Below are 25,522 nucleotides of genomic sequence, written 5' to 3'. Positions count from 1 at the left end.
TTTTTGGTTGGTTATTTTAGCCTAAAATCAGTTAACATCCTTGGTCTAGAACAAAATCGATAAATTTGTATCAACTGGTTGATAACGATAGCTTCCCCCATCTTCAATTCTGATTACCCTGGATTTTGTAACAGCGTCAATTTCCTGGATTGAATTAGCATAGTATAATTTTATATACACATTTGGGTTGTTAAAATATGGTGGATTCCCCTTCAATTTTTCGCCTTCTTGAACGCCAACGATAAATAGCACCTGGCCAATGGAGCGCCATGTGTTTTCTCTCAAATAAAAGCCGTATCTTAAATTTGCCCGATAATATTGTTCGTAAATGTTCAATAAACCGTTTGAGTCCATATTCACTTCCTCTTATCCTTACTTCTCTTATCAAAAGCAATTAAGTTAAACAACTCCCGCATCCTTGAACGTACCCGATTGCCATAACGTTCCCCCAGTTCTTGGGCATTGAGGTTAGTCGTGGCGTGGGTCTTAATGTTGTGGCTTAAAAACAGATCATAACGTGAAAGCAAGATTTCGCCCAAGACGTTGCAATCCTTTCCAAAATGCCTTCCGGTAGGTTCTATGCCCAAATCATCAAAACAATAGTATTTTTTATCGCCATAATCTTCAATGATCTTATAACCAATGTTGTTAAAGGCAAATGCAATATTCCGTGAGGGGATGACCTCATAGGGTTTGTGGTGTGGTACAACATGGCGTAACAATTTCATCAAACTGGTCTTACCGCATCCAACGGGACCAGAAAGCAATATACCTTTGTGGATGTCTATGCCCAATTTTTTGCAATTCACATCATCCTTTATATAATAATTGCAGAGTTTAAACAAAATCTCTCGGTCTTCTTCAAAAATTTTAAATTTCTTTCCAAACAACAATTTTCCTTTGGCATTCAAGTATATCAACATTTTATCAAAATCATATAGTATTTGATTATTCTTCAACTCTCCCAATGAATATTGAACACTGCCCTCAACGATGATATGTGGTTTGTGAGGATTCATAAGGGTTCATTATAATTTTTGTTGGAGCTTATCTTAAGGTTGTCCGTATTTTGGCTAACCGTGACCATTGTTTTTTCTTCTTTGAGTTCGTCTGCTTTTAATATCCAGTTTCTGGCTGTAGCTTGCCAATCGACAATTTTTGTTTTGCCACCTACTTTCCAACCGATCCCTTGGTAATGGTTGTAAAATTTTTTGGCTTCCAATTCCGGCCAATGTTCTTTTTCAAAAAAATCAATGACCTCATTTTCATTTTTTGGCTGGTCAAGTTTAATATCGTTTATATTGTTTCTTACTGTTTGTATAGGTTTGTTTATAGATACCAGTGCTTGTCCATTGCTTGTCCCGATATTGTTACGACTTGGGTACAGAGCTTGTCCATCACTTGTCCCAAAATTGAACATCTTGATTCGGCTTCCCTTAAAGGGATTATGTGATGGCTCATATAACAGATATTTCCAATGGTGCAGTTCTTTGATACAGCGATGATAGGTCGTTTTTGAACCAATCTTGGAAAACAGCATGGCTTCTTCCCGGTTGATATAGAAGTCCATGGGAAAATGATAATTGTTCCACAACTGGAACAATGCCACATACAGACTGATGTGTGTGGGGTTTAGGCGACCGTCCTTTGAGAATTGCAGGAACACGGCGTTTAAATGCTTAATGTAATTGACCTGTTCCAAGACCAAACTAAAATCTGTTATGGATCCTGTTCTTTTCCATCACGCCCATAATTTCTTCATAGTCGTAATAGAGTACACCGCCCACTTTGGTATAGGGCAAAGTGCCATTGATTCGAAGGTTTTGGAGCGTCCCTGGGGAAATATCCAAAAGTTCCCTGACTTCGGGTGACTTTAGCCATCTTTTGGAAGTATGACTGGATTGGTTGTTGAGTAGTTCCTTGATGCCATCGAGCAGTTCCACTTTAAACTCCTGAAGGTCTTCCATTGTAATAATTGTAGCTGACATTTGTAAACGTTTTTAAAAACAAGACCATCGGTTATCGTTACATTTTTTTATAATCCGACAGCCTTGCGTTGATTTGACTTTCGTTTGACAAATTTGATGGGTTTTGGTGGGAATTATTCGTAAGGCGTTCGTAATTACGAATCAATTTTAACATTTTAAACTTTATTGGTATTTAATATGATTTGAGCTATTGACGCCCTTGGAGACTTAACAATTAGACTTAAACTTTATGGAAAGCGACATGAAAATATCAATACGTAATCTATTCGTAATTACGAATGCTTTTATTATACACCTATGCGCTAGTCATTTAAAAACGCATCATCCTTTTCCATCTTCTCATTAAATCGCTCAATCAACTCTTCCAGAAACCGTGCTCTGCAACCTTTTCTGGTTTTGATTTCGAAATACGTTTTATAGATATTGTCCAGTTGGATTCCAAAAAGCACCTCAAAGTTGGAAGCAATGGCTTTGATGTCCTCTTTACCATTATTGATCACCCGTGCTACATATAGTGCGTAAATCAACTCTGTTAAAGCAGCTTTTGAGGAAGTCCATTGAAGGGGTTTTGTAAATTGGTATTGTGAATTGTTGTCCTTGTTTTGCAATTCAATTTCCTTAATCAGGTTTTTTATATAGGCTATAAAATGGTTCATACCTTTTATCCGTGCCCAAAGCATATCTTTAGAGGTAAAAAATTTGGGATCCAGGTACGAAGCTTCGGGAAGTGCATAAAGGGGAAAGACCTGATTTTCCCGTGTAAAATACTGGTTATCCAGATAGGTCAGTTCTTGTTCCATATAATGGACGAAATCCCAATTCCGGTTAAAGAATTTATTGATTCGTCGTATCTTCTTTTTAAGAAAAGATAATTGATTATTGTGCCCTATTTTGGGCATCAACAGTTCACAGGAGCGCACCTCGCTGAAATATACCAGAAAACTAAGAGGCTCTGATTTAATCTTTTTAAAAAAATGAATTTCAGCTTTTACATCTTCAAATCCGTTTTCTTCAACAATGTTTTTAAGAAGGTATAAGGCATTATTACATAAATGAATCCCCTCATTGGTTCTTTTTAGGGATATTCTTTTACTTGATTTTATTTCCTTCAATTTTTCACTAAACCTATCAATTACATGTTTGTATTTTCTATCCATTCGGTTGAGTTTTTAATTGCCCTGAGAGAATAGGTGTAGTAAGCGTTTAGAATTTAAAATTAATTTTAAAGATGTTCATCATAAAAATTATTTAGTATTGTCCATCATTTCCATGAGCTCTAACGAAAAGTTATCCTTGGTCTGGATATAGGCCATTTTTTCTGTAACAGTGGCTCCAATCTTTTTCTTTTCAAAGCCAGCTGTCATCCCAAAATCAATAGTTTGAAGTCCGGTTTCACCGGCTCTTTTCACGGTTTGATAAAGTAGCTGCCTATACACTTGGTGTTTATGGGCATATTTATAATCCATCCCTACAAATGCCGGAACATACGTGTTTCCCTTGTTTTTATAACAGAACATAACACCTACAGGGATAGCCTTTTTATCCATGGTATGGACTCCATTTAGGTTTAAGACTATAAATTCCCATGAATGATCATCGGACATATGTTGCAACAATTTTTTAGGGAAACCAAAGGTGTTAAGTCCTAGGTTGTTCTTTCTAACCTGTTCAAAAAGGGCATAAAACATATCGATCTGTTCATAAGTAATCTTGTCCAAGATATTAATCGTAAAATGATCTTCAAAAGGCGCTATATCCTTCTTGAAGTGCCTTCTTGATTTAGGTGACAAGGTATTCAGGTAGCCATCGGTATTTTTCCAGTCCAGATTGTTAATGGTACAGGATTCAGGCATGGAAACCTTAAAAAAACCGTGGTTATGGAAAAATTCATTTAGAACTTCTTCCTTTTCGAAGTCTCTAAAAATGACCATAGACGGATTCAACTGACCTTCCAGTTTTTCTAATTCATCTAAAAGCTGGTGCATGCCATGATGCCACAAGGGATGGGATTTATCAAGGTAGAGATGTTCACCTTCAGAGAATAAAGAACCCATACTGAGCATATAAGAAGTCATGTGATATGGATCTTTTAATCGTATAGTTTCAATTTTCTCAGAGACCGACCTTGGAGCTAACATATCCTCCTTCCAAAGAGCATAGGTGAAAAAAGTGGCCAGTATGGGGCGATCCATTTGATCCTTTATGATAAAATAATAAAAGTTCCAATTTTCCTCAGCTTTTTCGTTTTTAGAAAATGTTTTTTCAAGAAACCTAAGACCATCCCAATCAAATACACCTCGATCTCCAAAAAGGGTATTCCATTCATTCCTATCAATCTTCATAATGCTTTTCTCAAATTGGATCTTTAGACCATGAGCCTGGTTTTCTAAAGAAGTACCCAACTCCTTTACTGGCAAATTAAAGACTCTACATATTGTATCATGGGAAGTATATGTATCCTCCAGGGCTTTGGGATAATGGTATTCCATGGCTTGCACCAACGCTTTTATCTCTTCGGGTTGGTTATGTCTTGAAATGGTAATCCGTATACCTGTGTTTTTTACAGGAACTGCTGGAAATATCCCCAAGTTGACAAAAAAGCCTTCCTTCATCAATCTGTTGACTAAATTATAACCGGTAATAGGCATCCCTGTACCGATATAAAAAACAGGGGAATTGTTTTTATCAATCAAGGGAAGTTGTGTTGTTTCCAACAACGAATTAAAAAGATTGATACGTTCCCGTAGTTCATCTTGAAGGGTATAGATTTCCTCTGAAAGATGGATGTCTGCCGAAGCTATTGCAGCTGCTACAGAAGCTGGTTCTAACTGGGCCGAAAAGGTGAGGGGGCCACCAAAGGTCTTTATCTTGCTGTACATTTTCTTATTGGAACACACCAATACCGAGCCACTGGCTCCAAAGGTTTTACTCAGTGTACCGAACAATAGTATATGCTCCGGTAATTCATGGAGCTTGCTCATAACAAATCCAGTTCCGTTTTTTCCCGTCCAGCTCATCCCATGCACATCATCAAAATAAAAGTGCAATTGTGGGTATTTGTTACTAAGTGCCATTAATTCCAGAACGGGAGCTTCATCTCCATACATGGAATATAGTCCATCCGCCATATACCATATCCTTTTGTGCTTGGTAGACAGCTTTTTGATCTTGTCCTCCAACATCTCCAAATTGTTATGACGTATCATTTCAATGGGGACACTACGGGTCTTTAAGGTCTTTGCCGCACTTTGTACACTCCAATGTACTTGATGATCCAAAACAATGGCATCGCGGTCGGATACAGCACTGGGTATGACTCCGATATGTCCAAGACTACTATTTTTTGTTATAATAATGGGATGTCCATACATTTGGGTAACCTTATCTTCCAAACTACGGTACAAGTGATGAGATATATAGGTCTTGGATAACGGGAATTGCGTACCATATCGGAAAATGGCCTCAGCAGCAGCTTTTTTTAGCCTTTCATCTTGTTCCAGCCCTAAATAACCCGTAGTTCCAAAATGAAACAAAAGTTTTTCTTTTATACTTATTTTTCTGCCTGTAAATACGTCTCCATCTGCATACAGATGTAGTACTCCTTGTTTCGTTGCATCGGTGAACACTTCATCCACGGTGTCGAGAAAATTATTACGCTTGATTTTTGCCATTTTAATAGAGATTTTATGAATTAAACGGATACTTGGTAATAGAGTTAACTATTAAACAACATTTTAAACTAAATAAAATCCATGGTTTTAAAGGGTTTGATGATATCTTACATTGAAGAAAATCCTTTACAGACCAAAAATAATCCTTTACAGAATATTTTTACAGTTTACTTATTGGGCTACAAGAGTACTTTTTAAAAAATAAATATTAATTTGAACGCTTAATAAAGAGTGCCAGTTACATGAATTTTGAAAATGATTTTGCTTCCTTTTGGATAAAAAGAGGCATTCTCTTTTTTATTTATAAAGAGAATGTGGAAATCAATTTGCCAGCAGCGATGCAAATTGTATCCGATCGGTTAAACTTACAAAAGGGGAAAGCATATCCTGTGTTATGTGATATTAGGGGTGTTAAAAATATTGATATGAATGCCCGAAGGTATTTTGCGACAGAAGGTTCGGTATTCATAAAAGCTGTGGCCTTGATTTCTGATACGCCCTTGTCCAGCGTATTCTCAGAAATTTATGTAAAAGGAAATACACCTCCCATTCCTACTAAAATTTTCGATCAAGATACAGAAGCCTTAAGATACCTCTCTGAATTTGCTTCTTAGTTCCAAAATCCTATAATCAAACTAAAACTATATTCAATAGATTAATATATTTTTTATATTTTTATGTCTCCTTCAAAATTCACACTGTTTAAAAATTTGTGCATCTAACTCTCTCCCTATAGATAAAATATTTTTACAAGAGTTTTACTTTAAGGCCCCTCTCATATCGTTTACTTTAAATACTAATATGGTTTATGCATAATCCAGAAAACAAAACCCGACTTAAAAAAATAAACCAGCAACTGCTGGAACTATCCAAAGGTAATTTTTCTACACGCATTGAGCGTACTGAAAAAAAAGATGATCTTGAAGCCCTTACGGCATTGGTCAATATGACCACAGAAGAAATAAAGGATTCCTTTTTACACCAAGGCTATGTGAATTTCCATGACTCCTATGCCTTCTCCATTCAAATACTCTTTATACTGGATGAAACATTCCATATTGAAGAAATAAACGAGAACAGTAAACGTTATTTAGGATTTGAGGATGATAATCTATTGGGCAAACCGTTTGTGAATCTACTCTCAAACGAGTCGCAACTCCAGTGGGAGGCTTTACAAAAGGAAATTACGGGTTTGTCTGTGCATGAACAATCCTTACAATTATCTTTTATAACACATCAAGATTTGCTGCTCCCTGCTTTTTGTCGGGTTATCCATTTTACATACGATACTCCATTACGGGGAAAAACCATTGTCACGACCTTTGATATGGTGCAAACAAGAAAGGTTATTGAAGGTGAAGTGCAAAGAAGAGTGCAAAGTCAATTATTATTCTCAAAAACCCCAAAAAGCAATAAGTCCTTTTTACAACTTTCGGATATTGAACATATCAGAACGGCCGGAGAATACATCAAGAGCCATTTAGAAGAAGAATTGCCTTCTTTAAAAGATATGGCACTTACCTTCGGAACCAACGAATTTAAGCTTAAAAAAGGATTTAAAGAACTTTATGGCATGACTGTTTTTAAGTTTTTAAAGGAGGAACGTCTTAGAAAAGCTCATGTTATTGTTGATCATTCTGACAAATCCTTTAAGGAGATTGCCAAAATGGTAGGTTTTAAGAGTGCTACCCATTTCTCCAGGGAGTTCAAAAACAGATATGGATACAGACCTAAGGAGCTAAGATCTACAAAAGAAAAATCATAAAAATTTAAAGCCTATTATTAAATAATCCCTAACAGACCATTCATTATCCCTTAGGGATCATTTTTCCTTTTTAACTTTACGCCATTGAATATCAAATCAATACAAATGATATGAAATGGCATGAAGGATATAGAAAAATTATTGTAGAGATTATTTGTTTAATGTTCATTCTTTTGTTTTCCTATGCCGCAACCAGTAAACTTCTTGATTTCGGCCAATTCAAGATACAATTGGGTCAGTCACCTGTTCTTACGGCTTATGCGGATTATGTCGCTTGGAGCGTTCCATTTATTGAATTCTTGCTAGCTGTAGCCCTGGCCACAAAAAGGTTTCGGACCATTGCCCTATATACAAGTCTTGGGCTTATGAGCTCCTTTAGCATGTATATCTTGGTCATACAAAACCTTAGTGATTTTGTGCCTTGTTCCTGTGGCGGAATCTTGGAACACATGGGTTGGACGGAACATTTGATCTTCAATCTCTTTTTCGTAGTACTTGGCAGCATTGCCATTATTTTTAATGGCCTAGGTCAAAAAGAAACCCCTTGTATATACAGAAGCCTTAACAGGATGGACTCTACTATTACAACTTTAAAAAAACGAACATTGATCCAAATACTCCTGGCCATATCACTATGCAGTGCATTTGTTTTGGGGTTATTTTTCTTTACCGATTATAAAAACCATTTGTCTGGTAGTTTTATCCGCTTTTTTCCGCCACATGTTATTTCAGGAGCGCAAAAGGAACTCAAACTGCCAGAAGACCAATACCAATTGGCAGGCTTCACCAAAAACCATATTTATCTGAATCAAAAAGGCAACCCACTTAGAATTTTAAAGGTTGACTGCAACCTTAATATCATAGATACTATAACCCTAAAATTACCAAACGCAATACAGCTAAACATAAAAAGAACACACATACGTATTAATGATAAGGGAATTTTCATGACAGATGGTACTATCCCTATGTTATTCATAGGTGACACAAAAAGCCAATACCTTAAAGCAATTCCATTAGGAAACAATTATTTTAATGAGGCCATTCCCGTGGACTCCAATAAGCTTGCCGTTGTAAAATTAATCCCAAATATAGGCAGACGCTTGGGACTTTTAAATGTAGATTCTCTTATCACCAAACTCAACCCAAAGGCTTTGGAAAAACAGGTAGAAGGGTTTTTTTGTACCGATGGTTATTTGCATTACAATCCCCAAATGCAAAAACTTATCTATACATATTACTATCGCAATGAATATATCATACTTGACAAAGACTTAAAGGTAGAGGCTAGGTATAGTACCATAGATACCACTACCACGGCGAATATAAAAATCAGGGAAACAATAAGTAAAAAACAGCGCTCTATGGCCACACCTCCCCCAGTGGTCAACAGAAGGAGTGAGACCCTAGGATATGGGCTGTTCAACCAATCGAAAATTCGTGCTGAAAACGAACCTGAAAAGCAGTTTGAACAAGGCGAGGTCATCGATGTTTACAATTTAAAAAATGGCACATACAAATACAGTTTTTATATCCCAAATATAGAAGGGCACTTCCTAAAGGATTTTAGAATAGTTCATGACCATCTCTTAGCTTTATATCCGGATAGGATCGTTACCTATCTCCTAGGTAAAAATTATCTGGGATTATTAAAAACAACACCCAAAGACATGGTGATGCCTTAAAATATTTTACTAGTAGAACCAGGAAGATGAGACTGAACACCTGTAGAAAAAAGTAGGTCGTATGTTTAATTTAAATTTTTTATATCATGAAAAAGATTCAAGGAATTTTAACCGTTGTCGCTTTTGTAGTTGCTATTGGTGGAGCTTTTGCTTCTAGCCAAATGGATATTCTATCCGTATTCAGGGCTCCAACAAGTGGCGGAACCTGTGAAGTAGTATCGCTACCACCAAATTGTGGTACTGATCCAGGTCCAATTTGTACTTTGGGCATTAACACTTATTACCAGAACAAAAATGCCCAAGGACTGTGTGTAAATGAATACCATTTTAATAATTAGCGATTTTTATTGTATTCAAAAAAAGAGTGGTCTTTACAATAGACCACTCTCACAAAGACCTAAAAGTCTATTTATTCCTGAGTATCACTGATCACTATAACTTTCATGTCTTTTGTCTTTTGCTCCAGCAGTAGGCCATTTTTTTCAAGTTCTTTTTTGAGCTGTTCAAAATCAGTAAGTATGGCGTCCAGTTCTATATCGATGTTTTCAGTAATACCGGTTTCATCCAAAAAAGGAGGGCCTACCTGATTATTTCCCCAAAGGAGCAATAAAATTTGAGCTATGGGCATATTGGTATATTGCGAATAGGTGAAGCCGTTTCCTTTATAAGCGGATGCTCCCCCTTTGGTAACCAAGTTTTTTTTTCCTGCTTTTGTGGATTTTAATGACCAATAAGGCATTTTACGTGTCTCTACAGATATGGTGTACCCAAAATAATTTTTTAGGTTACACTGCATGATCCTTTGATTATCCAATGTATGGGATAAACGATCATTCGGTACCACCAAACTATAGCAGTATATATGCTCCATGCGTTTATAATTGGAAACAAAGAGAGCGGTATCTTTTATCTTTAGAACCGGTTCATACCAATATTCCCCATAACAATTGGACTGTGTCTTATAGCGGTCAGGACTATTTTGGACCGTATCACCATAAGCTATCTGGTATAATTCTTTTAAGGATCCATTGATAACCTGGCAAGCTATATTGGAACTTCCATTGTTGGGTTTAAAATACCCATAAGAAGAATAATTAATGTCCTTTTTGCCCAATGTCAATAAAGATCTGTACACAAAGTCACCATTCTCACCACCATTGCCATCAATAAGTAGTGGTTGCTTTTTATCAAACCCATGGCTCCCTTTGTTAAGCTGTGTTACATTTGGGTTCAGGTCAACATCCAACGGTTCTGCATTTAAAAATGACTCTATATTTTCAGGTGTAAGTGCTCTACTGCCCGAAATTGCCTGTACGATTCCTTTGTCATCAATCCAAATGATGTGAGGAACTACACCTATGCCCAGTTTATCAAACAAATGGACGCTGTAAGATATAGGAAGCCCCAAGTTGTACCGCTTTCTGTATTTCTCATAAATCTCGCGGGTACCTTCGTAGTATTTGCCTTTGTTTCCGCTCACCAACATGAATTCCACCCGATCCTTAAACTGCTTATTAAGCTTGTCTACTTTTGGAAAACTGTATATGCACGATTTACAAAATCGGGTCCAAAAATCCAGAATTACGAATTTCCCCTTCAAATCTTCCAGCGTTAATTCCTTGTTTCTGTAATGTTCAATATTGGTCAGCAGAATATCCGGCATGGGCTTTCCAACAGTAGGAAAAGCCGCTTCCTTGTTGTTCATGGATACTAGGTCGTTTTGTGCTTTGCCGTCCTGTTTGTTTTTCGAGTTATTGAGGTTACATGCTACCAGTAGCAGTATTAATGCATAAAAAAATCTTTTCATCATCGATGGTTTTATATTGTTTCAATATCTGTTTATATATTCACCCATAAATTTTTAAACCTCTTTAATAACCGGGATTTTGGGATATTTTTGGATTGTTTTGCAGTTCACTTTGCGGAATGGGAAATAACGTATCGGTAGATTGCCACCCTGGTTTTAAAACAGATAATACTGCATCTGCCTTTCCAGTTCTCTTTAGGTCAAACCAACGGTGCCCCCATTCTGCGAACAGTTCCCGTTGGCGCTCTTTGTAAATAGCCTCCAAGAGCTCTGCTTTGGAGTTGCCCAGAAAATCACCTAATCCAGCGCGGTTGCGAATGACGTTGAGATCTGCTTTGGCAGCCTCTATGTTATTTAGTTGTGCACTTGCCTCTGCCCGGATCAGGTATTGCTCAGCGAGGCGCAGTACCATATAGTATTCGGTAAGGTCACTACCAAAAAACACTTGGTATTTATATGGATAGAAATAGGTGTCCGAATCAGACGTTATGGTACCTATCCAGCTTTCTTTTCTTAAATCACCGTCATCAAAGGCATCTAGTACGTTGCTGCTTAGGGCACTGTTTCTGGGAACTCCATATAGAATAAAGGCAAAACCCTCTACGGTATTAAGTCCGTCTATCACTGGTTGTAGCTGCCATATAGCTTCTCGGGAATCCTTCAAGAACACCTGGTCCAAATTCGTTTCCAATTCAAAATGCTCTGTGGTTCCGATTACAGAAGTGGTCAATAGATGCGCATTCTCCCAGTCCTCCAAATATAAATACACCCGAGCCAATAAGGCTTGCGCAGCATAAGTATTGGGGCGAGCCCTGCCGTCTGAAACATAAAAATCAGGCAATAAGGGGATAGCTTCTTTAAGGTCTGCAACAATCTTGCTATATATCTCATCGTTGGGCTGTCTTACGGCCGATGAGTTTTTAATGTAATCAGTGGTAACGATATAGGGTATATCCCCGAAGAAATTTACCAAGTAAAAATGGCAAAAGGCACGAATAAACAAGGCCTCTCCAATAAATTGCTGCTTAATATCAGCATCTAGCCCTCGGGTATTCTCCAATCCTTCTATGACCGAATTGGCTTGGTAGATATACTTATAAGGTTCCTGCCAAAGGTTAAGCAGGTTACTGTTGTTCGGGTTAAGACTGTTCTCATGGAACGAGACAATATCGGTATTGCCCGAGTAATCGTCCAGTTCATCACTGTACAGGCCTGCCAGCAGTGTTGTCCTGTAATTGGCAAAACCGTCAAAGCCTTCGGTCATTTGGCTATAAATTCCTGAAAGGGCCGCCTCAGCTGTTTTTGTATCCGTAAACACGACAGTGCCTACCAGTTCATTTTTAGGTGCTTCCACTTCAATAAAATCCTCACAGGATACAAGGATAAGCAACATTAGGATACTGCAACAATAAGTTCCCATGCACAGGGCATTATCATATATTTTATCAATAGTTTTCATAAATCATTTTTTTAAAAAGTTAAACGTAACCCAGCTGTAACCATTCGAAGGGGTGGTAAACTCAAGGACCCGGAATATTCAGGATCAAGACCTTTATAGCTGGTAATGGTCAATAGGTTTTGTCCTTGTACGTAAATTTCAGGGCTAAGATTCCCTAAGATCCCTTTGGGCACTTGATATGTGAGAGATACGGTTTTAAGCCGTACAAAAGAAGCATCAGTAAAACGGTTATCTCCATAATAATAGCTGTTGGCATATTCCGTGTAAGCATCGGAAGCAGTACTCTGTGTAAACTGTTGAATAGAGGTATTGTCCCCAACTTGCTGCCATCTGTTGAGTACTTCAATAGGTTGGTTTCCTGTTCGTCCAGGGGCTGTACCCGATGAGAAAAGTGGATCATACCCTAATTGTTTTACAAATTGAAGAAACATAACCAATTGGAACCCTTTATAGGAAAAAGTGTTTCCTATCCCGCCGTAAAAATCAGGATCCAAAGATATCAATGATTGCAAGTCATTTGGATAACCAATGGCACCGTCGCTATCAACATCTCCAAACATATAAACCCCCGTTTGAGGATTTACGTCCATAAAGTGAAAAGAACGCTCAAGTCCCAAGGATTTTCCGACCTCATAGATCTGGGCATAGGATGAGTTTTCCAGATCAGGGTATTCCAGTAATTCATTGTTCGGAAAACTGATATTGGCACTGATGGTCCATTTAAAATTATCCGTATCGATATTTATGGTATTCAGTTCCAGTTCTATCCCTGTATTTTCAACCTTGGCGGCCAGGTTATTTTGGATCGATGAAAATCCGGTTGAACTGGGCAACGGGTATCCTACCAATTGATTTGAAGAACGGTTACGGTACCATGAAGCGGAAAACTGGATTCTATTTTTTATGAAGCCAAGGTCTATGGCTGCCTCTAACTTTTTATTGGTCTCCCAACCGTATACTGGGTTAAAAAGCCTAGTTGGATGCAGCCCTGTGATCCCTTGGTAAGGATAATCTGTGGCCGTATAGGTGTCTAAATAACGATAGTCGCCTATTTGGTCATTCCCGGTAGTGCCATAACTAGCCCTTAATTTCCCGAGGCTTAATATCCCCTCTTTTAAAAATGGTTCATTCGAAAATATCCAGGCAGTACCTATTGCCCCGAAATTGGCAAAGCGGTTACCAGGGCCAAAACGGGAAGACCCATCACGGCGTCCCGTGAGGTTAACGATGTAACGATCACCGTAGGTATAATTTAATCTACCAAAAACAGCTTGGTATTTATAATCTGTATAATTGGCACTTACCCTAGTGGTATTAGCCGAGCTTACATCTTCTAAAAGCAGGTCGCTGGCAAAATCTGTTGCATAGGTATATTGGCCTTCGACCGTATTTTGCTGAAAGGTAGCACCAATAAGAGCATTGAATACGTGTTTGCCAACATTCAATTTATAATCTATTTGAGGTTCTAAGATCCAGGACTTTGTATGATTATCATAAAAATTACTTTCAGGCTTTAAAAAAGTTAAATATGCTGGGTTGATGGCATCTGAAGGTGTTGTTCGTACCTCTTGGGCATCGGCAGTAGTATAGCCAGTCCCTACCTTAATCTCTAATCCTTTCAGCAACACATAACTTAAAAGCATATTACTGATAAATGTCTTGGTCTTTGCTACGTAATTGGTTAAAAGGTAGGCATAGGGGTTCTCAAAAGTTCCTCCTTCGGGTCCCCAGTTTAAATCACCATTATCATCAAAAACCTTTGGGGTCACTGGAGGCAAGAATATAAAAGACGTCAAATCTTGGCTGGGAAGACCGTTCACTTCTGAAACATAATTACCTAAAAATCTAACCTGAAATCGCTTATCTTCAGAATAATGGTTTAGGTTTACATGTCCCGATGCTTTTTGGTAGTTAAAATTACCCGGAAAAACGGTGGTTTCTTCACGCAAGCCGCCACCGATTCTAAAAGAAGTCAGCTCACTGCCTCCTGAAACAGCCCCTTGGAGATTGGTCAGGTATGCTGTCCCACCAATAAGTTCTCCCTGCCAATCGGTATAACGATTGGGATCCCAAAGCAATAAATCCCGGGCGTTGGCGGTGGTTGGGGAAATGCCGTCATTGGCAAAGGCCTCTTCCCGCATCATTACATACTGTTGGCTATTGAGCAGTTCCAGTTTGTTAGCCACGCTCCCCATGCCTGTCTGGATATCCAAGTCAAAACGGGTCATGCCTACATGGCCTTTTTTTGTAGTGATCAATATCACACCATTAGCACCCCGTGAGCCATAGATGGCAGTGGCATCGGCATCCTTTAGCACTTCAATACTCTCAACATCATTGAGGTCTATCCCGCTTAGAGGATTTCCGCCCCCTGTGATACTTTTACCAATATTAGAAGTAATAACCTCTGTATTTATCGGCACACCGTTTACAATATATAAAGGTTCATTACCACTGGCTATACTGTTACGCCCTCGTACCTGTATGTTAAAACTGCCTCCTGGAACTCCTGATTGTTGTTGGATGTACACGCCTGGTATTCGCCCCTGCATGGCTGCAAGAGGGTTGCTTACAGGCTGTTTTTCAATATCCTTGGCGGTTATCCTTGAAATGTTTCCTGTACGTTCCTTTTCTTTCACGGTATAGTACCCTGCATTGATTTCTACGGTATCTAAAGTGGTGATATCGGTTTCCAAAACCACATTTATTTCATTGGAACCATATACAGGAATCTCTCGGGTCTTAAAACTAATAAAGGAGTATACCAACACTCCATTATTGTCAGCTAGTAGACTATAATTCCCATCAAAATCTGAGGTCGTTCCTTTTTGGGTCCCTTTGACCATAATGGAAACCCCTGCCAAGGGTATACCATTTACATCGGTTATAGAGCCATGTACTTCAGACTGTTGAAAAGCAGTGACTTTTACTGTTTTGGAACAAAACCAAACCTTTGAAGTCAAGGCATTGGAAAAAATTGGGGTGGCAAAGAGCATTACCAAAACATATAGTAATCCCTTGCCCGTATTTATTGGACTATTTTTCATATTTTTGAATTAGTATTAAACATATTTTTGTTAATCGTTAGCCTCCTACAGGACCTGAAACGTTTGTGAGGGGGCTTTTTTTTGTGTTTGTATTGGTTTTTTATGTCATAGGCATATGGTATTTGTTTATTAAATCTCCCGTGAACGGGGGCTCTTGATAGTTAAGACCGGGCAGACAACCAGAAACATGCTACCTGTGGTGTTTATAGGATTTACAACTACCCGGACACTCTAACTAATTCAAAAGGTTATTCCATAGGCATAATTTTTAAGTTAATACATACCTTACCGCCGTAAGACTATTATTAATTACTTAGGGGTTATCGTCACATGGCCGGATACCATGAATATGTGTAGATGTCAGTTACAGGAGAAAAAGAATTTAGAATTACCGGTCCTCACCCGAAACAACTATACGTTGTTTCGACCTCTCCAAAGGAGAGGTTTAGAGGTGTTTTGCATTTGTACACGTCACTCCCGTAACAAATAGTTATCCTATATAGGACATTTTGGCTTTTTAGGAAAAAGGATAAAGTATACCGTAAAGGCCACATTATATTGTGCCTTGGTAATCTTTATACCCTTATGCCTTATAAGTTTCATTGATTGGTTTTCTGTTTTTTTTAATCATGCATTATTGCAAAATCTCAATTAAAAAGAAGAAGCCAATGCTAAGAAAAGAAGAGTAAATACCAAATGTATAAAAACAATTGGGCGCGAAACTCAACTTACCGAACAGGGGTACTGGTATACCTTACCACGATAAGAGAGCTCACGCCCGGGTCGTGAGCAAACTTACTTATTCTCTCGTGGATTTGAAAAGTACCAGTTTTCTGTTCGAGATTCAAAGCAATTGCTTCTAATGTTTTTCTATTTGAAGTATTGCAAATATATGTTAATAAGTCAAATATAAATAAAAATTATTTATTAGGGATATATCCCCAAAGTTTTTTTTGAAATAAACATGAACTTGTCAATAAAAAATGGACGAGGAAGTTATTTTAAATTCTTTTCTTAAAGAAATTGGACAAAAAATCAAAAATGAAAGAGAATCCAGAGGATTGATTTTAGAGGAAATGGATGCAAAATGTGATATAGATCCAAGTGATTTCAGTAAAATTGAAAATGGTAAACAAAATATTACAATAAAAACCTTAATAAGAATATCAACTGCATTAAATATAAACCCAAAAGATTTGTTTGATTTTAAATTTGACATAAAAAAATATCATATTGATGACTAATTATTTTCATTCTATTTCCATATTAATCAGAATCTATTGACTTTTTTGTTTACTAGAATTATAAATCTGAATATTTATCCAGTAATTCTCCAGTTTTAAAACTATCTGATTTTTTTTTGTTGATTGAAAAGAAATACGGAGATAAAATAGATGATAGTTATTTTATAAAATCAAAGGATTAACTACTCAATATAAACTGTTGCCAATCGATATAGATTGACTTTTATGTTTTTGTGACTATAATTTAATAATTTTATTATCGACTCTGATATATTTAATATCAAAAAAAATATTGCATCCCAAGCAAAGCGAGTATTTCCCACAAAACCTAAAGCGCTTTTCAAGATTCCCTAGAACCCGAAGGATTTAAAATATTAATTTGTTAATAGAAACTATCAAATTATTGTATATTTACCGATAATATTCATATATTATTACGACTAATCTTTTAGTCATAATTTATTATAATTCCTAAATACACCTATGAAAAATAAAATTGTTTTTAGAAAAGATGTCTCCCAAACTAAAGCATTGGTTAAAGCTGGTAAAATTGCTTCTAAAACAGCTCGCAGAGCATCCAGAGCATTAGGTTTATCTGTTACATTTATTAAAGACGGGGTAATTTATGAGGAAAAAGACGGTCAAATTATAGAAAAAGGCCGTGTTGAAGCACAAGTTGAAACTCCCTTTGAAATAAAAAAAGGAATTGTCCTTCATGCCAAGTAAAAAAAAGATAAGAGTTTTTGCAGGCCCTAATGGTTCAGGAAAAAGTACTTTATTCAATGAATTTTCAAAAAGCTATAATACTGGTTTTTTTATTAATGCTGACCTTTTAGAAAAGAAATTAGAAGAATCTGGTTTAATTGATCTAGCTGAAATTGGTATCTATGCTACTCAAGAGGATTTAGATCAATTTAAAACCTTGGATGCCACTGTTTCCTTATTTAAAAAATCTGAATCAAGTGGTCATAAAATTGATGTTATAGTAAAAGAAAACTTTATTGTTGACAAATCAAAGAAAACGCATAGTTATGAAGGTGCTTTCATAGCTTCATTTATAAGACATCTGCTTATTTCACAAAACAAATCATTTAGCTTTGAAACGGTGATGAGCCATCCTTCAAAAATTGATGAAATCTCCAATGTCGTCAATTTAGGGTATGCAGCCTATCTATATTTTATTTGCACTGATAGTCCAGATGTAAATGTTTCAAGGGTACATAATCGTGTTGAAAAAGGAGGCCATGAAGTCCCAGAAGACAAAATCATAGACAGATATTACAGGACCTTAAATAATTTACATTTAGCCCTTCCTTATTGTTATCGTGCTTATCTGTTTGATAATTCAGGCAAAGAACAAATTCTTATTGCAGAACTTTATAAAGGAGCAATGGAGATTAAAACAAAAGAACTACCTAATTGGTTTATTAAGTTTGTTTTACCTTACTATATGAAATAAATCCATTAAAAAAGGGTCAATACAAAAATATACTAACCTTAATTAATCGTCTCAATAAAAATATTCTTATTGATTATAGCTTCTCTCAATAAGTTTCTTGTAAATTGTAATTTACACGCTAGATTTATAAGCATTTTCTTCAAAAAACAAGAAAACTATAATTGACTATCAAAATTTTCCTATAATCAAATCATGATTGTTAATTTTATAGACAAGGTTATAGAAAATTTGGATTTGCTGCCATATGGAAATCCGTAATGTAACCACAAAAAAGTTTAGTTTATTTAGCAAAGGATAATGCCTTAACCATTATCCTATATTTTAAGATGACAGAAAAAGATATTCGAAAACATATAGACCACTTAAATAAGGGAACGGCAGACGAATCTATTTTTACACGCCAAATAAGCGCCAATGTAGATGTCGCGAAGGTATGGACAGAGCAACCAAAACCCTCAAACAATATTATTGGAAACTTTGGTTCTTATCGCTTTTTCTTTATAAAAGATGCATCAAACAAATATATTGGGGTGGTACTGGATATGTATCGGGACTTGCATTGGTATATTATGCCTAAGTATAGAAAAAAGGGCTATTTAACAAAAGCCTTGCAGGAGTCTGTTCTTCCCTATATTTTTTATGATGATAGAGAAACTCAAAGGATAACTATTAAAAGGGGTTCTATTAATGAGGAAAATTATTTGAATTCTAAAAGTGTAGCTACCAAACTTGGGTTTAATCCTGTAAACAACTCCGAATCGGAATTTGAACTAAAAAAAACTGATTTTGATTGGAGCAAGGAAAACCTTCAAGAAGTTAATAATGTTGTTTCACCACAAAGATTTGAAACATTAAAGAAACGGGCTTTTTTTGCTTACAAAACGCTTTATAAAATAAGTGACGAACTATTAATGTCTGTAGATGATGATAAAGAATTAATGGAAGTTGCTGAGGAAGTAAAAAAATACACTTGGAAAATTGAGAATCTTGAGTGGGAGCAAAATAAGGAAAACTGCAATGGAAAATGAAATCAATTTTGTTTCTTTATTTTAAGAAAGTCATGTTATAAAAGAGTACTTGATTATATTTGCTAACAATAAAATAAACCTTGAAGATTTGAGGCAAATGTTTGTATATATGGAATATTATAAAGCCAAGAAAGGGGCCTTAGTGTATCCAGGTACAGAAAATAGAAATCAATCCAGAAAATATTCTGGATATTCTTCACATGAGGCAAAGCATTTGAGTAATGAAGAATGTAGCCTTATCTCAATTGGTGTTGAGAATGATGTGAAAGTGAGGCAAAAACTAATTTATGATAATATTAGCAATTGGAGTCAATTGCATAAAATAGCTTAAAGATGTTGGATCAAGCGAAATTTTAGAAAACATTGGAGATTAATTAAAATATGGAGCAACAAGAACTACTTAAAATATTACAACTAGGGGAAGGTCTTCGTATTGAGTTTAAAGAAGCTCAAAATGGTGTGCCTGCTTCATTTTATGATACGGTTTCTTCTTTCTTAAATAGAGATGGAGGTGTCATTTTACTAGGAGTTAATGACGATGGGAAAGTTTTAGGGCTAAATAATCAAAACTTAATGGTTATTAAGCAGGATATTGTAACAGCACTAAACAATATTGATGTATTGAACCCTCCTTTCCCTTTAGCTGTGAATGAGGTAAAACATCAAGGACAAAGCATATTGTACATTAGAGTTCCTGTAAGTTCGTTTGTTCACAAACATTCCGGTATTGTTTACGATCGTGAAAATGATAGTGACTTTAGAATTACGGATGAAGCTCGCATTTCTGAGATGTATGCAAGGAAGCGAAATGTTTTTACAGAAAACCAAATTTTTCCCAATCTCGGTATTCAGGATTTAGATCACTCTCTTTTTGACAAAGTAAAATCACGTATTGCGCTTGTGAACAGTAATCACCCATGGTTAGAAGCGGGCTATTCGAATGAACGAATATTAAGAGATGCTCGTTTTTTAAGAAGAGATTTTACTACAGGCCAGGAAGGACTGACTTTAGCTGCTGCTCTGGTTTTTGGAACAGATGATGTCATCGGAAACATTCTGCCAGCTTACAAAATAGACTTACTTGTAAGGCGAGATAATATGGACAGGTGGGATGATCGATTGGTTTTAAAAACAAACCTCATTGATTCATACCTTAAGGCTTTAGAATTTGTTAAACAAAAATGGCCTGAGAAGTTTTATCAAGACTCAGAAGGAAGAAAAGATCTAAGAGAATTAATTTTTCGTGAATTAATAGCCAATGTAATTATTCACCGTGAATATAATAGTGCTGCACCAACTGAGATTATCATTTACAAAGACAAGGTTGAAGCAACCAACCCAAATAGAACAAGATTTAGAGGGTATTTAAATTTAGAAACATTTGAAGCAGAGCCTAAAAACCCTAATATTCGTGCGTTTTTCAATGTATTGACCTGGGCTGATGAAATTGGCTCTGGAGTAAAAAACATGAATAAATTTGTGAAAGTATATTCCGGAGGTGCTTCTCCTATTTTTATTGAAGATGAACCCTTTAAAAGCATCATCCCAATGACTTCCAGTAAATTGGGGGATCGCTTTAAGCTTTATCTCTATTTGTCACAGCAAGAAGAAGAAGAGTTAGGGGTTGACAGAATAAATAATTTGAAAAACTTTCCTATTAACCTTGATTTAGAAACAATTACAGATTTAGATGAACTTGCTCTTGATTTAGTGGATGGTTGGCAAGAAAAAAGCAAGGACTTAGATAAAGTTAGATTCTTAGTCAATGAAAAAACTTCACTTGAGAAATTTAAAAAAGCAGGAAGTTGGCAAGAAAAAAGTGGAGAGCTATTGAAAAAACGAGGAAAGGTTCTGCTGTGTACCTTACTATGGACCATTCAGCCTATAGGTTTAGAAGATCTGGCTAACAAATTAGGCTATAGGAGTAAAGAGCGTTTTAGAGATGATTATATAAAGCCTCTAAAGGACAACAAATTGATTGAATATACGCTTGAACAGGCAAATGATCCAAAGCAACAATATAAAATAACGGAAAGAGGAATTCATTTTTTAATTGGTCATCCACTTTAAAAAAGTAGGTAGTACTAAAGAAAAAAGTGGGGAGTTAAAACAGGAGTTATGTTATGGATACTAGACGAAATTTCAGAAAATGTTGGAGGTGCTTTTGATGCTTGATTGCAAGTACAGAGAACCCATTTCGTGACTTTAGGAATATTTTGCCTTGGTTATACCGTTGTTCTTGTTTTTAATTTCCACTAAAAATTGTTTTTAGTTTCCTTTAAAAACAGACTGGGCTTCTCTGTGGATTTGTTTAAAATACATGGCTAGATCTGCTTCTGAGATATGATTTTCTTGTTTGGGTTTTTCTTTTAAAATTGTTTGCAACCTGAACCGTACCTTTTTATCTACCCCATCGGCAAAAGCGATAAACTCCCCTTGTTTTAACTTAAAAAATATATCTGCCCTGCGCTTGGACACTTCCCGTTCCCCTTTGGTGATACGGCTTTCGAGACTCATGCCACTACTTTTACTGATGCTCCTGGTCGGGGTTTTGATGATCTCAAAAAAGCGTTCGTAGTATTTAGCGGTATCCGGATCGTTCACCTTGCCAAAGAACTGATAGGACAGGTTGCTTAAAATGGCCTTACTGGCCTTATCACCATATAATAGGTCGTTTTGTACCTTGTCCTGCATCACATACACCGTACAAATATCATAGCTCCGAAGCGTTGCTGGAATGCGGTGCATATTGGGGAGTTTGAGGGTAGGCGCCTCTTCCATGAGCAGAAAGGAGGGCTTTTTGCCCCGAACGCTCATCTGTTTGATAATGGTGTGCATCACCATCGCGATCACTGGGGAATACGCCGAATCATATTTAGGGTTGTTGACCAACGAAACGATGGCCGGATTGTCGGGATTATTGATATCCAAAGGCACTTCATCCTTGGAAAGCACATAGAACAGCGTTTGGGAGCTGATCTTTTTAAAGGCATTGGCCAGGGAACTTTTGACCCCGGCGGTCTGTTTCTCCGATTCAATGCCATTGATAAACGCGCTGGCCATGCTGTGGGAGGTCAAGTCTGATTTCAAAAAGGCCACCAGCTTTTTGGTGCTCACCGATTGAAACAGGGCCATGATATGGGGCAGGGTGCAATACCCAGGATAGGCCGTTTTCATTTTCCAGATCAGGCCGCTTAGCAGCCCTTCCACGGCATCGGAAAAAAACTTGCTGCTGCCTTTGTTTTCCGAGAGATTCTGTTCCAGCAGGTTTTCCATCAGTACCCGTGACACTTCGTTGACACTTTCCTCATTGGGCAGATATTTTGGTGCAATGGGGTTGACCCGGTAATGGATCTGGTCAAAGGCAATGGTATAGAAGGTAATGTTTTTCTCCTTGAACAAGGGATAGGCGATTTCAGTGAGCTCAAAGTCCTTATAGTCATGGATCACCCCGCAAAACCCATATTGCCTGAAATGTTGCAGAACATTATAGACAACGCTCTCGGTCTTGCCACTTCCCGCCGAACCGATAATGGAAGCCCCCCGGCGGATATTATCAATTTTAAACCGACCGTTTTTGAGTTTAAAGCGCACCCGGTACTTTTTATCCGTCCGTTGATTTTCTTCTACATAAAACAGTCCATAGAGTACTGTGACCACAAACAGTACAGGGACTACGATATAAAGGATAATATGTTCAGGTTGCCAGTTCATATCCCAATGGAGCCTGATTCGATGGCCTTCCCGATACCTTTTTTCAGTGCATTGATCGCCTTTATGGTCAGTTGGATGGTATTGGTAGGGATACGCAATAAAGCGGTATTGACACCCGATTTCTGCAGCAGTTTAAACGCCATGGCCTTTTCATTGGTTGGGAGCTTGGTTATCATGTGAAAATACAATTTGGGGTCTTTTAAATAGGTTTTCCGTGCCGTATAGGTCTCCACATAGTTCCGTTTGTAGCTGAACATGGCATCAAAGGTCTTTTCCGCATTTTTATAAAAAGCATCCCGATCAAAGCCCCGCTTGACGGTCTTCCCGTTCATTTCCACCTCAGAAGCTTTGTACTTGCTTCCAGGGGATAGGCTATACCGGTTGGAGACATCCTTACGGCTCACGATGATATGGATGTGGCTTTGCGGTCCCGGTTTGGCCATGCCCCTGACGATCCGTTTGCCGTCCAGTTGGTACGGTGCTTCCCGTTCCAGACGTTGGATGTTTTTTTGGAGCATTTTGATGTTCCCTGTATGTTCCCCGCGTTGGATGCTTCGGATCTGCTGTTCCAGTTCCAAAATTTTGGTGGCATACGGTTGATTGTCCCGTATCTGTTTGTCCGTGCCCTTAAATGTGCGCTGGCGTTCCACCTTGGCGTAATACTTGATATCGTCCACATGTACGGGCCTGCCATCGATGTCCCGGTTAAAAGCCTTGGCATAGTCCTTCATGGCTTCCCGGGTATAGCGTTTGAGGGCCTCGGGGGAATCTTTAATGTGTTTCAGCTCCCGCTGGCTTGGATTGAGGGTAATGGAATAAAATTTGGGCTCCGTCCTTTTAAGTTTTGCCGTATTGCCGTCAATGTCCTTGATGACCGCTTCTGCGGATATATCATCTTGGTATTGGTCAAAGAAATGTTCCATGTCGGGAGTGGGTTTCCCGGCGTTCTCCTTTTCCAGATAGTCCACAAAATCGGTGGCACTTTGGGCATAATGGCCTTCAAGTTTTTGTGCGGTGATGGTGATGTACATGTTCAAGTGATTTTTTTAAGTTTTCCAAGTCGTTTTTATCCATATCCAGTTTATAATGTCCTTTTCCAAAGGCGCTTTTTATATAGGTCAACCGTTCCAAGAGCTCCTGCATTTGGTTTTTATAAAGGCTGAGCTGTTGTAGCATCTCCTCATGGCGGTTCCGGTAATGTTCCAGTTCGGTATCCCGTGTAAAGCTTTCGGGAGTCCCGAAATCAACGTTTTCCTCATCTTCTTCCTCATCTTCCACTTGGGATATATCATGGAAGAGGGTGTCCAGCATGGTCTTGGTGGGCAGGGTCTGGTGCTTTTCAATATTTTTCAAGATGGCGATCACGGCATTGATCCGTTTGTTGGTACGGTTGTTCTTAAGGCCAAGATCATCGTTAGGGGAGAGGTCGTTCCATTCAAAAAAATCCATGATGGCCTCCAGGGTAAGGGTATGGGAATCTGACACCAAACGGGAAAATTCCCGAAAGCGTACGGCCACATCCTTTTTGATACTGATGGCCGAAAAACGGTATTTTTGATAGAGATCTTCCATTTTTACTGTAAAAAATTGCCTGTTTATGGGCGGTTCGGCGGTATTTACTGTAAAAGCCCTTGAACATCAATGACTTAAATATATTTAAGATACTGATTTTCAACATTTTATACATGTGCAAATAATCGAAACACCGCTCTGCGTGTTACCCTCTTGCTCTTCGATTTTCGTCCCGCCAGGGACAAAAATTTTCAGACATCCAACCTTGGTCGGATGCCTTATTTTTAATTTATGGATTGGTCATTACAGGAAAGTCAAATCACCCATCCAGATAGCTATCGGAATAGGATTGGTAATGACCAAAAAATGTTATTGCCTAATGTTATAAAGATACTGATTTCAAAGGATTACGCATAAAAAAAGCCCATCATAATATATGGGCTTGATTGGTTCGTTTTGCTGTTCAGATATTGAAAACATACTTATAATTGTATAGATTTCGTATCGCTTCCTCTTCCAACAGGGTTTGGTAATTTACATAGTGTTCCCTGGCATAGTTCCTTAATTGCTCCCCAAAACGTCTTTCGACTTCTTTTTTGGACATGGAAATCAAACGTTGTTGGGTTTCGTCATCGAGGTTGTTATAATTCAAATAGATCATAATCGTGGGTTTTTAATTATAAAATACCTTCATCAGCAAAACTGTAGTACCCACCACAAGGCACAACAATGATATGGTCCAACACGTTCACGTCAAAAAAAGCAGCCGCTTTCTTGATTTTTTCGGTGAGCTTTTTGTCGGCTTCACTGGGCATCAATTTTCCACTGGGGTGGCAGTGCGATAAAATCATGGCTACAGAGACGGACTTCAATACGACCGCAAATAAAATGCGTATATCGACCAGTGTTCCAGTGATGCCACCTTTTGACAGCTCATAAACCCCTTTCACTTTATTGGAGTTGTTCAATAACAGCACCTTGAAGGTTTCGTGCAGTCCTATGGTGTCCTTGTCCCAATGTTCAAAAAGCAGTTGTGCTGCATCGGCAGAACTTTTGATGGCAGGGGATTTTGATAGGGTTCTTTTTTCTTTGTAACTGATTTTTATTTCGTTAACTTTGTCTTTAGTCATTGTTTTTCTCTTA

General features: G+C 37.6%; 24 protein-coding genes. 10 read left to right on the top strand and 14 right to left on the bottom strand.

The features are described from left to right. Nucleotides 1–45: 45 nt before the first annotated feature. The 6 genes from IEW94_RS05845 to IEW94_RS05820 form a co-directional block, all read right to left on the bottom strand. The gene (locus IEW94_RS05845) at nucleotides 46–336 is read right to left on the bottom strand and encodes a hypothetical protein (RefSeq protein WP_188650902.1); all 291 of its coding nucleotides are present in this window, start codon (nucleotides 334–336) and stop codon (nucleotides 46–48) included. Nucleotides 337–356: 20 nt separating this feature from the next. Further along, nucleotides 357–1,019, bottom strand: a complete 663-nt coding sequence (locus tag IEW94_RS05840; RefSeq protein ID WP_188650900.1) for an ATPase — start codon at nucleotides 1,017–1,019, stop codon at nucleotides 357–359. After that, nucleotides 1,016–1,708, bottom strand: coding sequence for a hypothetical protein (locus IEW94_RS05835; RefSeq protein ID WP_229669467.1), 693 nt, complete (start codon nucleotides 1,706–1,708; stop codon nucleotides 1,016–1,018). The genes IEW94_RS05840 and IEW94_RS05835 overlap by 4 nt, the downstream gene beginning before the upstream one ends. A 1-nt stretch (nucleotide 1,709) precedes the next feature. After that, a complete protein-coding gene (locus tag IEW94_RS05830) occupies nucleotides 1,710–1,988 on the bottom strand; it encodes a helix-turn-helix domain-containing protein (protein WP_188650895.1) in 279 nt (92 codons plus the stop codon). Between the two features lie 302 nt (nucleotides 1,989–2,290). Beyond that, nucleotides 2,291–3,145: an RteC domain-containing protein gene (locus IEW94_RS05825; RefSeq protein ID WP_188650894.1), complete on the bottom strand. Its 855-nt coding sequence runs from the start codon at nucleotides 3,143–3,145 to the stop codon at nucleotides 2,291–2,293. Between the two features lie 87 nt (nucleotides 3,146–3,232). Then, nucleotides 3,233–5,659, bottom strand: coding sequence for a bifunctional aminotransferase class I/II-fold pyridoxal phosphate-dependent enzyme/GNAT family N-acetyltransferase (locus IEW94_RS05820; RefSeq protein WP_188650892.1), 2,427 nt, complete (start codon nucleotides 5,657–5,659; stop codon nucleotides 3,233–3,235). 242 nt (nucleotides 5,660–5,901) lie between these two features. On the opposite strand from IEW94_RS05820, the gene IEW94_RS05815 reads away from it, so the two are divergent. The 4 genes from IEW94_RS05815 to IEW94_RS05800 all read left to right on the top strand — a co-directional run bounded on the left by IEW94_RS05815 (nucleotide 5,902) and on the right by IEW94_RS05800 (nucleotide 9,447). Next, complete coding sequence (locus tag IEW94_RS05815; protein WP_188650890.1) at nucleotides 5,902–6,273, top strand: DUF7793 family protein; 372 nt, start codon at nucleotides 5,902–5,904, stop codon at nucleotides 6,271–6,273. Between the two features lie 194 nt (nucleotides 6,274–6,467). Continuing rightward, a complete protein-coding gene (locus tag IEW94_RS05810; RefSeq protein WP_188650888.1) occupies nucleotides 6,468–7,424 on the top strand; it encodes a helix-turn-helix domain-containing protein in 957 nt (318 codons plus the stop codon). Nucleotides 7,425–7,534: 110 nt separating this feature from the next. Continuing rightward, complete coding sequence (locus tag IEW94_RS05805) at nucleotides 7,535–9,109, top strand: MauE/DoxX family redox-associated membrane protein (RefSeq protein ID WP_188650887.1); 1,575 nt, start codon at nucleotides 7,535–7,537, stop codon at nucleotides 9,107–9,109. Nucleotides 9,110–9,195: 86 nt separating this feature from the next. Beyond that, entirely contained in the window at nucleotides 9,196–9,447 is a 252-nt protein-coding gene (locus IEW94_RS05800; RefSeq protein WP_188650885.1) for a DUF6520 family protein, read from the top strand. Nucleotides 9,448–9,518: 71 nt separating this feature from the next. Here IEW94_RS05800 and IEW94_RS05795 read toward each other — a convergent pair whose 3' ends face one another. The 3 genes from IEW94_RS05795 to IEW94_RS05785 all read right to left on the bottom strand — a co-directional run bounded on the left by IEW94_RS05795 (nucleotide 9,519) and on the right by IEW94_RS05785 (nucleotide 15,422). Further along, the gene (locus IEW94_RS05795) at nucleotides 9,519–10,916 is read right to left on the bottom strand and encodes a TlpA family protein disulfide reductase (RefSeq protein WP_188650883.1); all 1,398 of its coding nucleotides are present in this window, start codon (nucleotides 10,914–10,916) and stop codon (nucleotides 9,519–9,521) included. A gap of 64 nt (nucleotides 10,917–10,980) precedes the next feature. Continuing rightward, nucleotides 10,981–12,375 (bottom strand): RagB/SusD family nutrient uptake outer membrane protein, encoded by a 1,395-nt coding sequence (locus tag IEW94_RS05790; protein ID WP_188650881.1) that lies wholly within the window; start codon nucleotides 12,373–12,375, stop codon nucleotides 10,981–10,983. A gap of 11 nt (nucleotides 12,376–12,386) precedes the next feature. Beyond that, entirely contained in the window at nucleotides 12,387–15,422 is a 3,036-nt protein-coding gene (locus IEW94_RS05785) for a SusC/RagA family TonB-linked outer membrane protein (RefSeq protein ID WP_188650879.1), read from the bottom strand. A gap of 983 nt (nucleotides 15,423–16,405) precedes the next feature. Here IEW94_RS05785 and IEW94_RS05780 point away from each other — a divergent pair. From IEW94_RS05780 to IEW94_RS05755, 6 genes are all read left to right on the top strand, one after another. Further along, nucleotides 16,406–16,666 (top strand): helix-turn-helix domain-containing protein, encoded by a 261-nt coding sequence (locus IEW94_RS05780; protein ID WP_188650876.1) that lies wholly within the window; start codon nucleotides 16,406–16,408, stop codon nucleotides 16,664–16,666. A 483-nt stretch (nucleotides 16,667–17,149) separates the two neighbouring features. Beyond that, nucleotides 17,150–17,392 carry a hypothetical protein gene (locus tag IEW94_RS05775; protein WP_188650874.1) on the top strand — a complete coding sequence of 81 codons (243 nt, stop codon included), beginning with the start codon at nucleotides 17,150–17,152 and terminating at the stop codon, nucleotides 17,390–17,392. Then, the gene (locus IEW94_RS05770; protein WP_188650873.1) at nucleotides 17,382–18,125 is read left to right on the top strand and encodes an ATPase; all 744 of its coding nucleotides are present in this window, start codon (nucleotides 17,382–17,384) and stop codon (nucleotides 18,123–18,125) included. The genes IEW94_RS05775 and IEW94_RS05770 overlap by 11 nt, the downstream gene beginning before the upstream one ends. Before the next feature lie 326 nt (nucleotides 18,126–18,451). Beyond that, on the top strand, nucleotides 18,452–19,153 hold the full coding sequence (locus IEW94_RS05765; protein ID WP_188650871.1) for a GNAT family N-acetyltransferase: 702 nt from the start codon (nucleotides 18,452–18,454) through the stop codon (nucleotides 19,151–19,153). Nucleotides 19,154–19,262: 109 nt separating this feature from the next. Beyond that, complete coding sequence (locus IEW94_RS05760) at nucleotides 19,263–19,484, top strand: hypothetical protein (RefSeq protein WP_188650869.1); 222 nt, start codon at nucleotides 19,263–19,265, stop codon at nucleotides 19,482–19,484. A gap of 50 nt (nucleotides 19,485–19,534) precedes the next feature. Continuing rightward, nucleotides 19,535–21,223 (top strand): AlbA family DNA-binding domain-containing protein, encoded by a 1,689-nt coding sequence (locus IEW94_RS05755; RefSeq protein ID WP_188650867.1) that lies wholly within the window; start codon nucleotides 19,535–19,537, stop codon nucleotides 21,221–21,223. Nucleotides 21,224–21,421: 198 nt separating this feature from the next. Here IEW94_RS05755 and IEW94_RS05750 read toward each other — a convergent pair whose 3' ends face one another. The 5 genes from IEW94_RS05750 to IEW94_RS05730 form a co-directional block, all read right to left on the bottom strand. Continuing rightward, nucleotides 21,422–22,867 (bottom strand): type IV secretory system conjugative DNA transfer family protein, encoded by a 1,446-nt coding sequence (locus IEW94_RS05750; RefSeq protein ID WP_188650865.1) that lies wholly within the window; start codon nucleotides 22,865–22,867, stop codon nucleotides 21,422–21,424. After that, nucleotides 22,864–23,898 (bottom strand): MobB family relaxase, encoded by a 1,035-nt coding sequence (gene mobB, locus IEW94_RS05745; RefSeq protein ID WP_188650864.1) that lies wholly within the window; start codon nucleotides 23,896–23,898, stop codon nucleotides 22,864–22,866. Before mobB ends, IEW94_RS05750 begins: the two co-directional genes overlap by 4 nt. Continuing rightward, nucleotides 23,867–24,439: a BfmA/BtgA family mobilization protein gene (locus IEW94_RS05740; protein ID WP_188650862.1), complete on the bottom strand. Its 573-nt coding sequence runs from the start codon at nucleotides 24,437–24,439 to the stop codon at nucleotides 23,867–23,869. Before IEW94_RS05740 ends, mobB begins: the two co-directional genes overlap by 32 nt. Nucleotides 24,440–24,842: 403 nt before the next feature. Then, a complete protein-coding gene (locus IEW94_RS05735) occupies nucleotides 24,843–25,040 on the bottom strand; it encodes a hypothetical protein (protein ID WP_188650860.1) in 198 nt (65 codons plus the stop codon). 16 nt (nucleotides 25,041–25,056) lie between these two features. Continuing rightward, complete coding sequence (locus tag IEW94_RS05730; RefSeq protein WP_188650858.1) at nucleotides 25,057–25,509, bottom strand: JAB domain-containing protein; 453 nt, start codon at nucleotides 25,507–25,509, stop codon at nucleotides 25,057–25,059. Nucleotides 25,510–25,522: the final 13 nt, after the last annotated feature.

It is taken from the genome of Yeosuana aromativorans (genome assembly GCF_014646655.1).
Classification (GTDB): domain Bacteria; phylum Bacteroidota; class Bacteroidia; order Flavobacteriales; family Flavobacteriaceae; genus Yeosuana; species Yeosuana aromativorans.
Note: the sequence above shows the minus strand (reverse complement) of the source record. Positions and strands in the feature narration are given on the sequence as shown.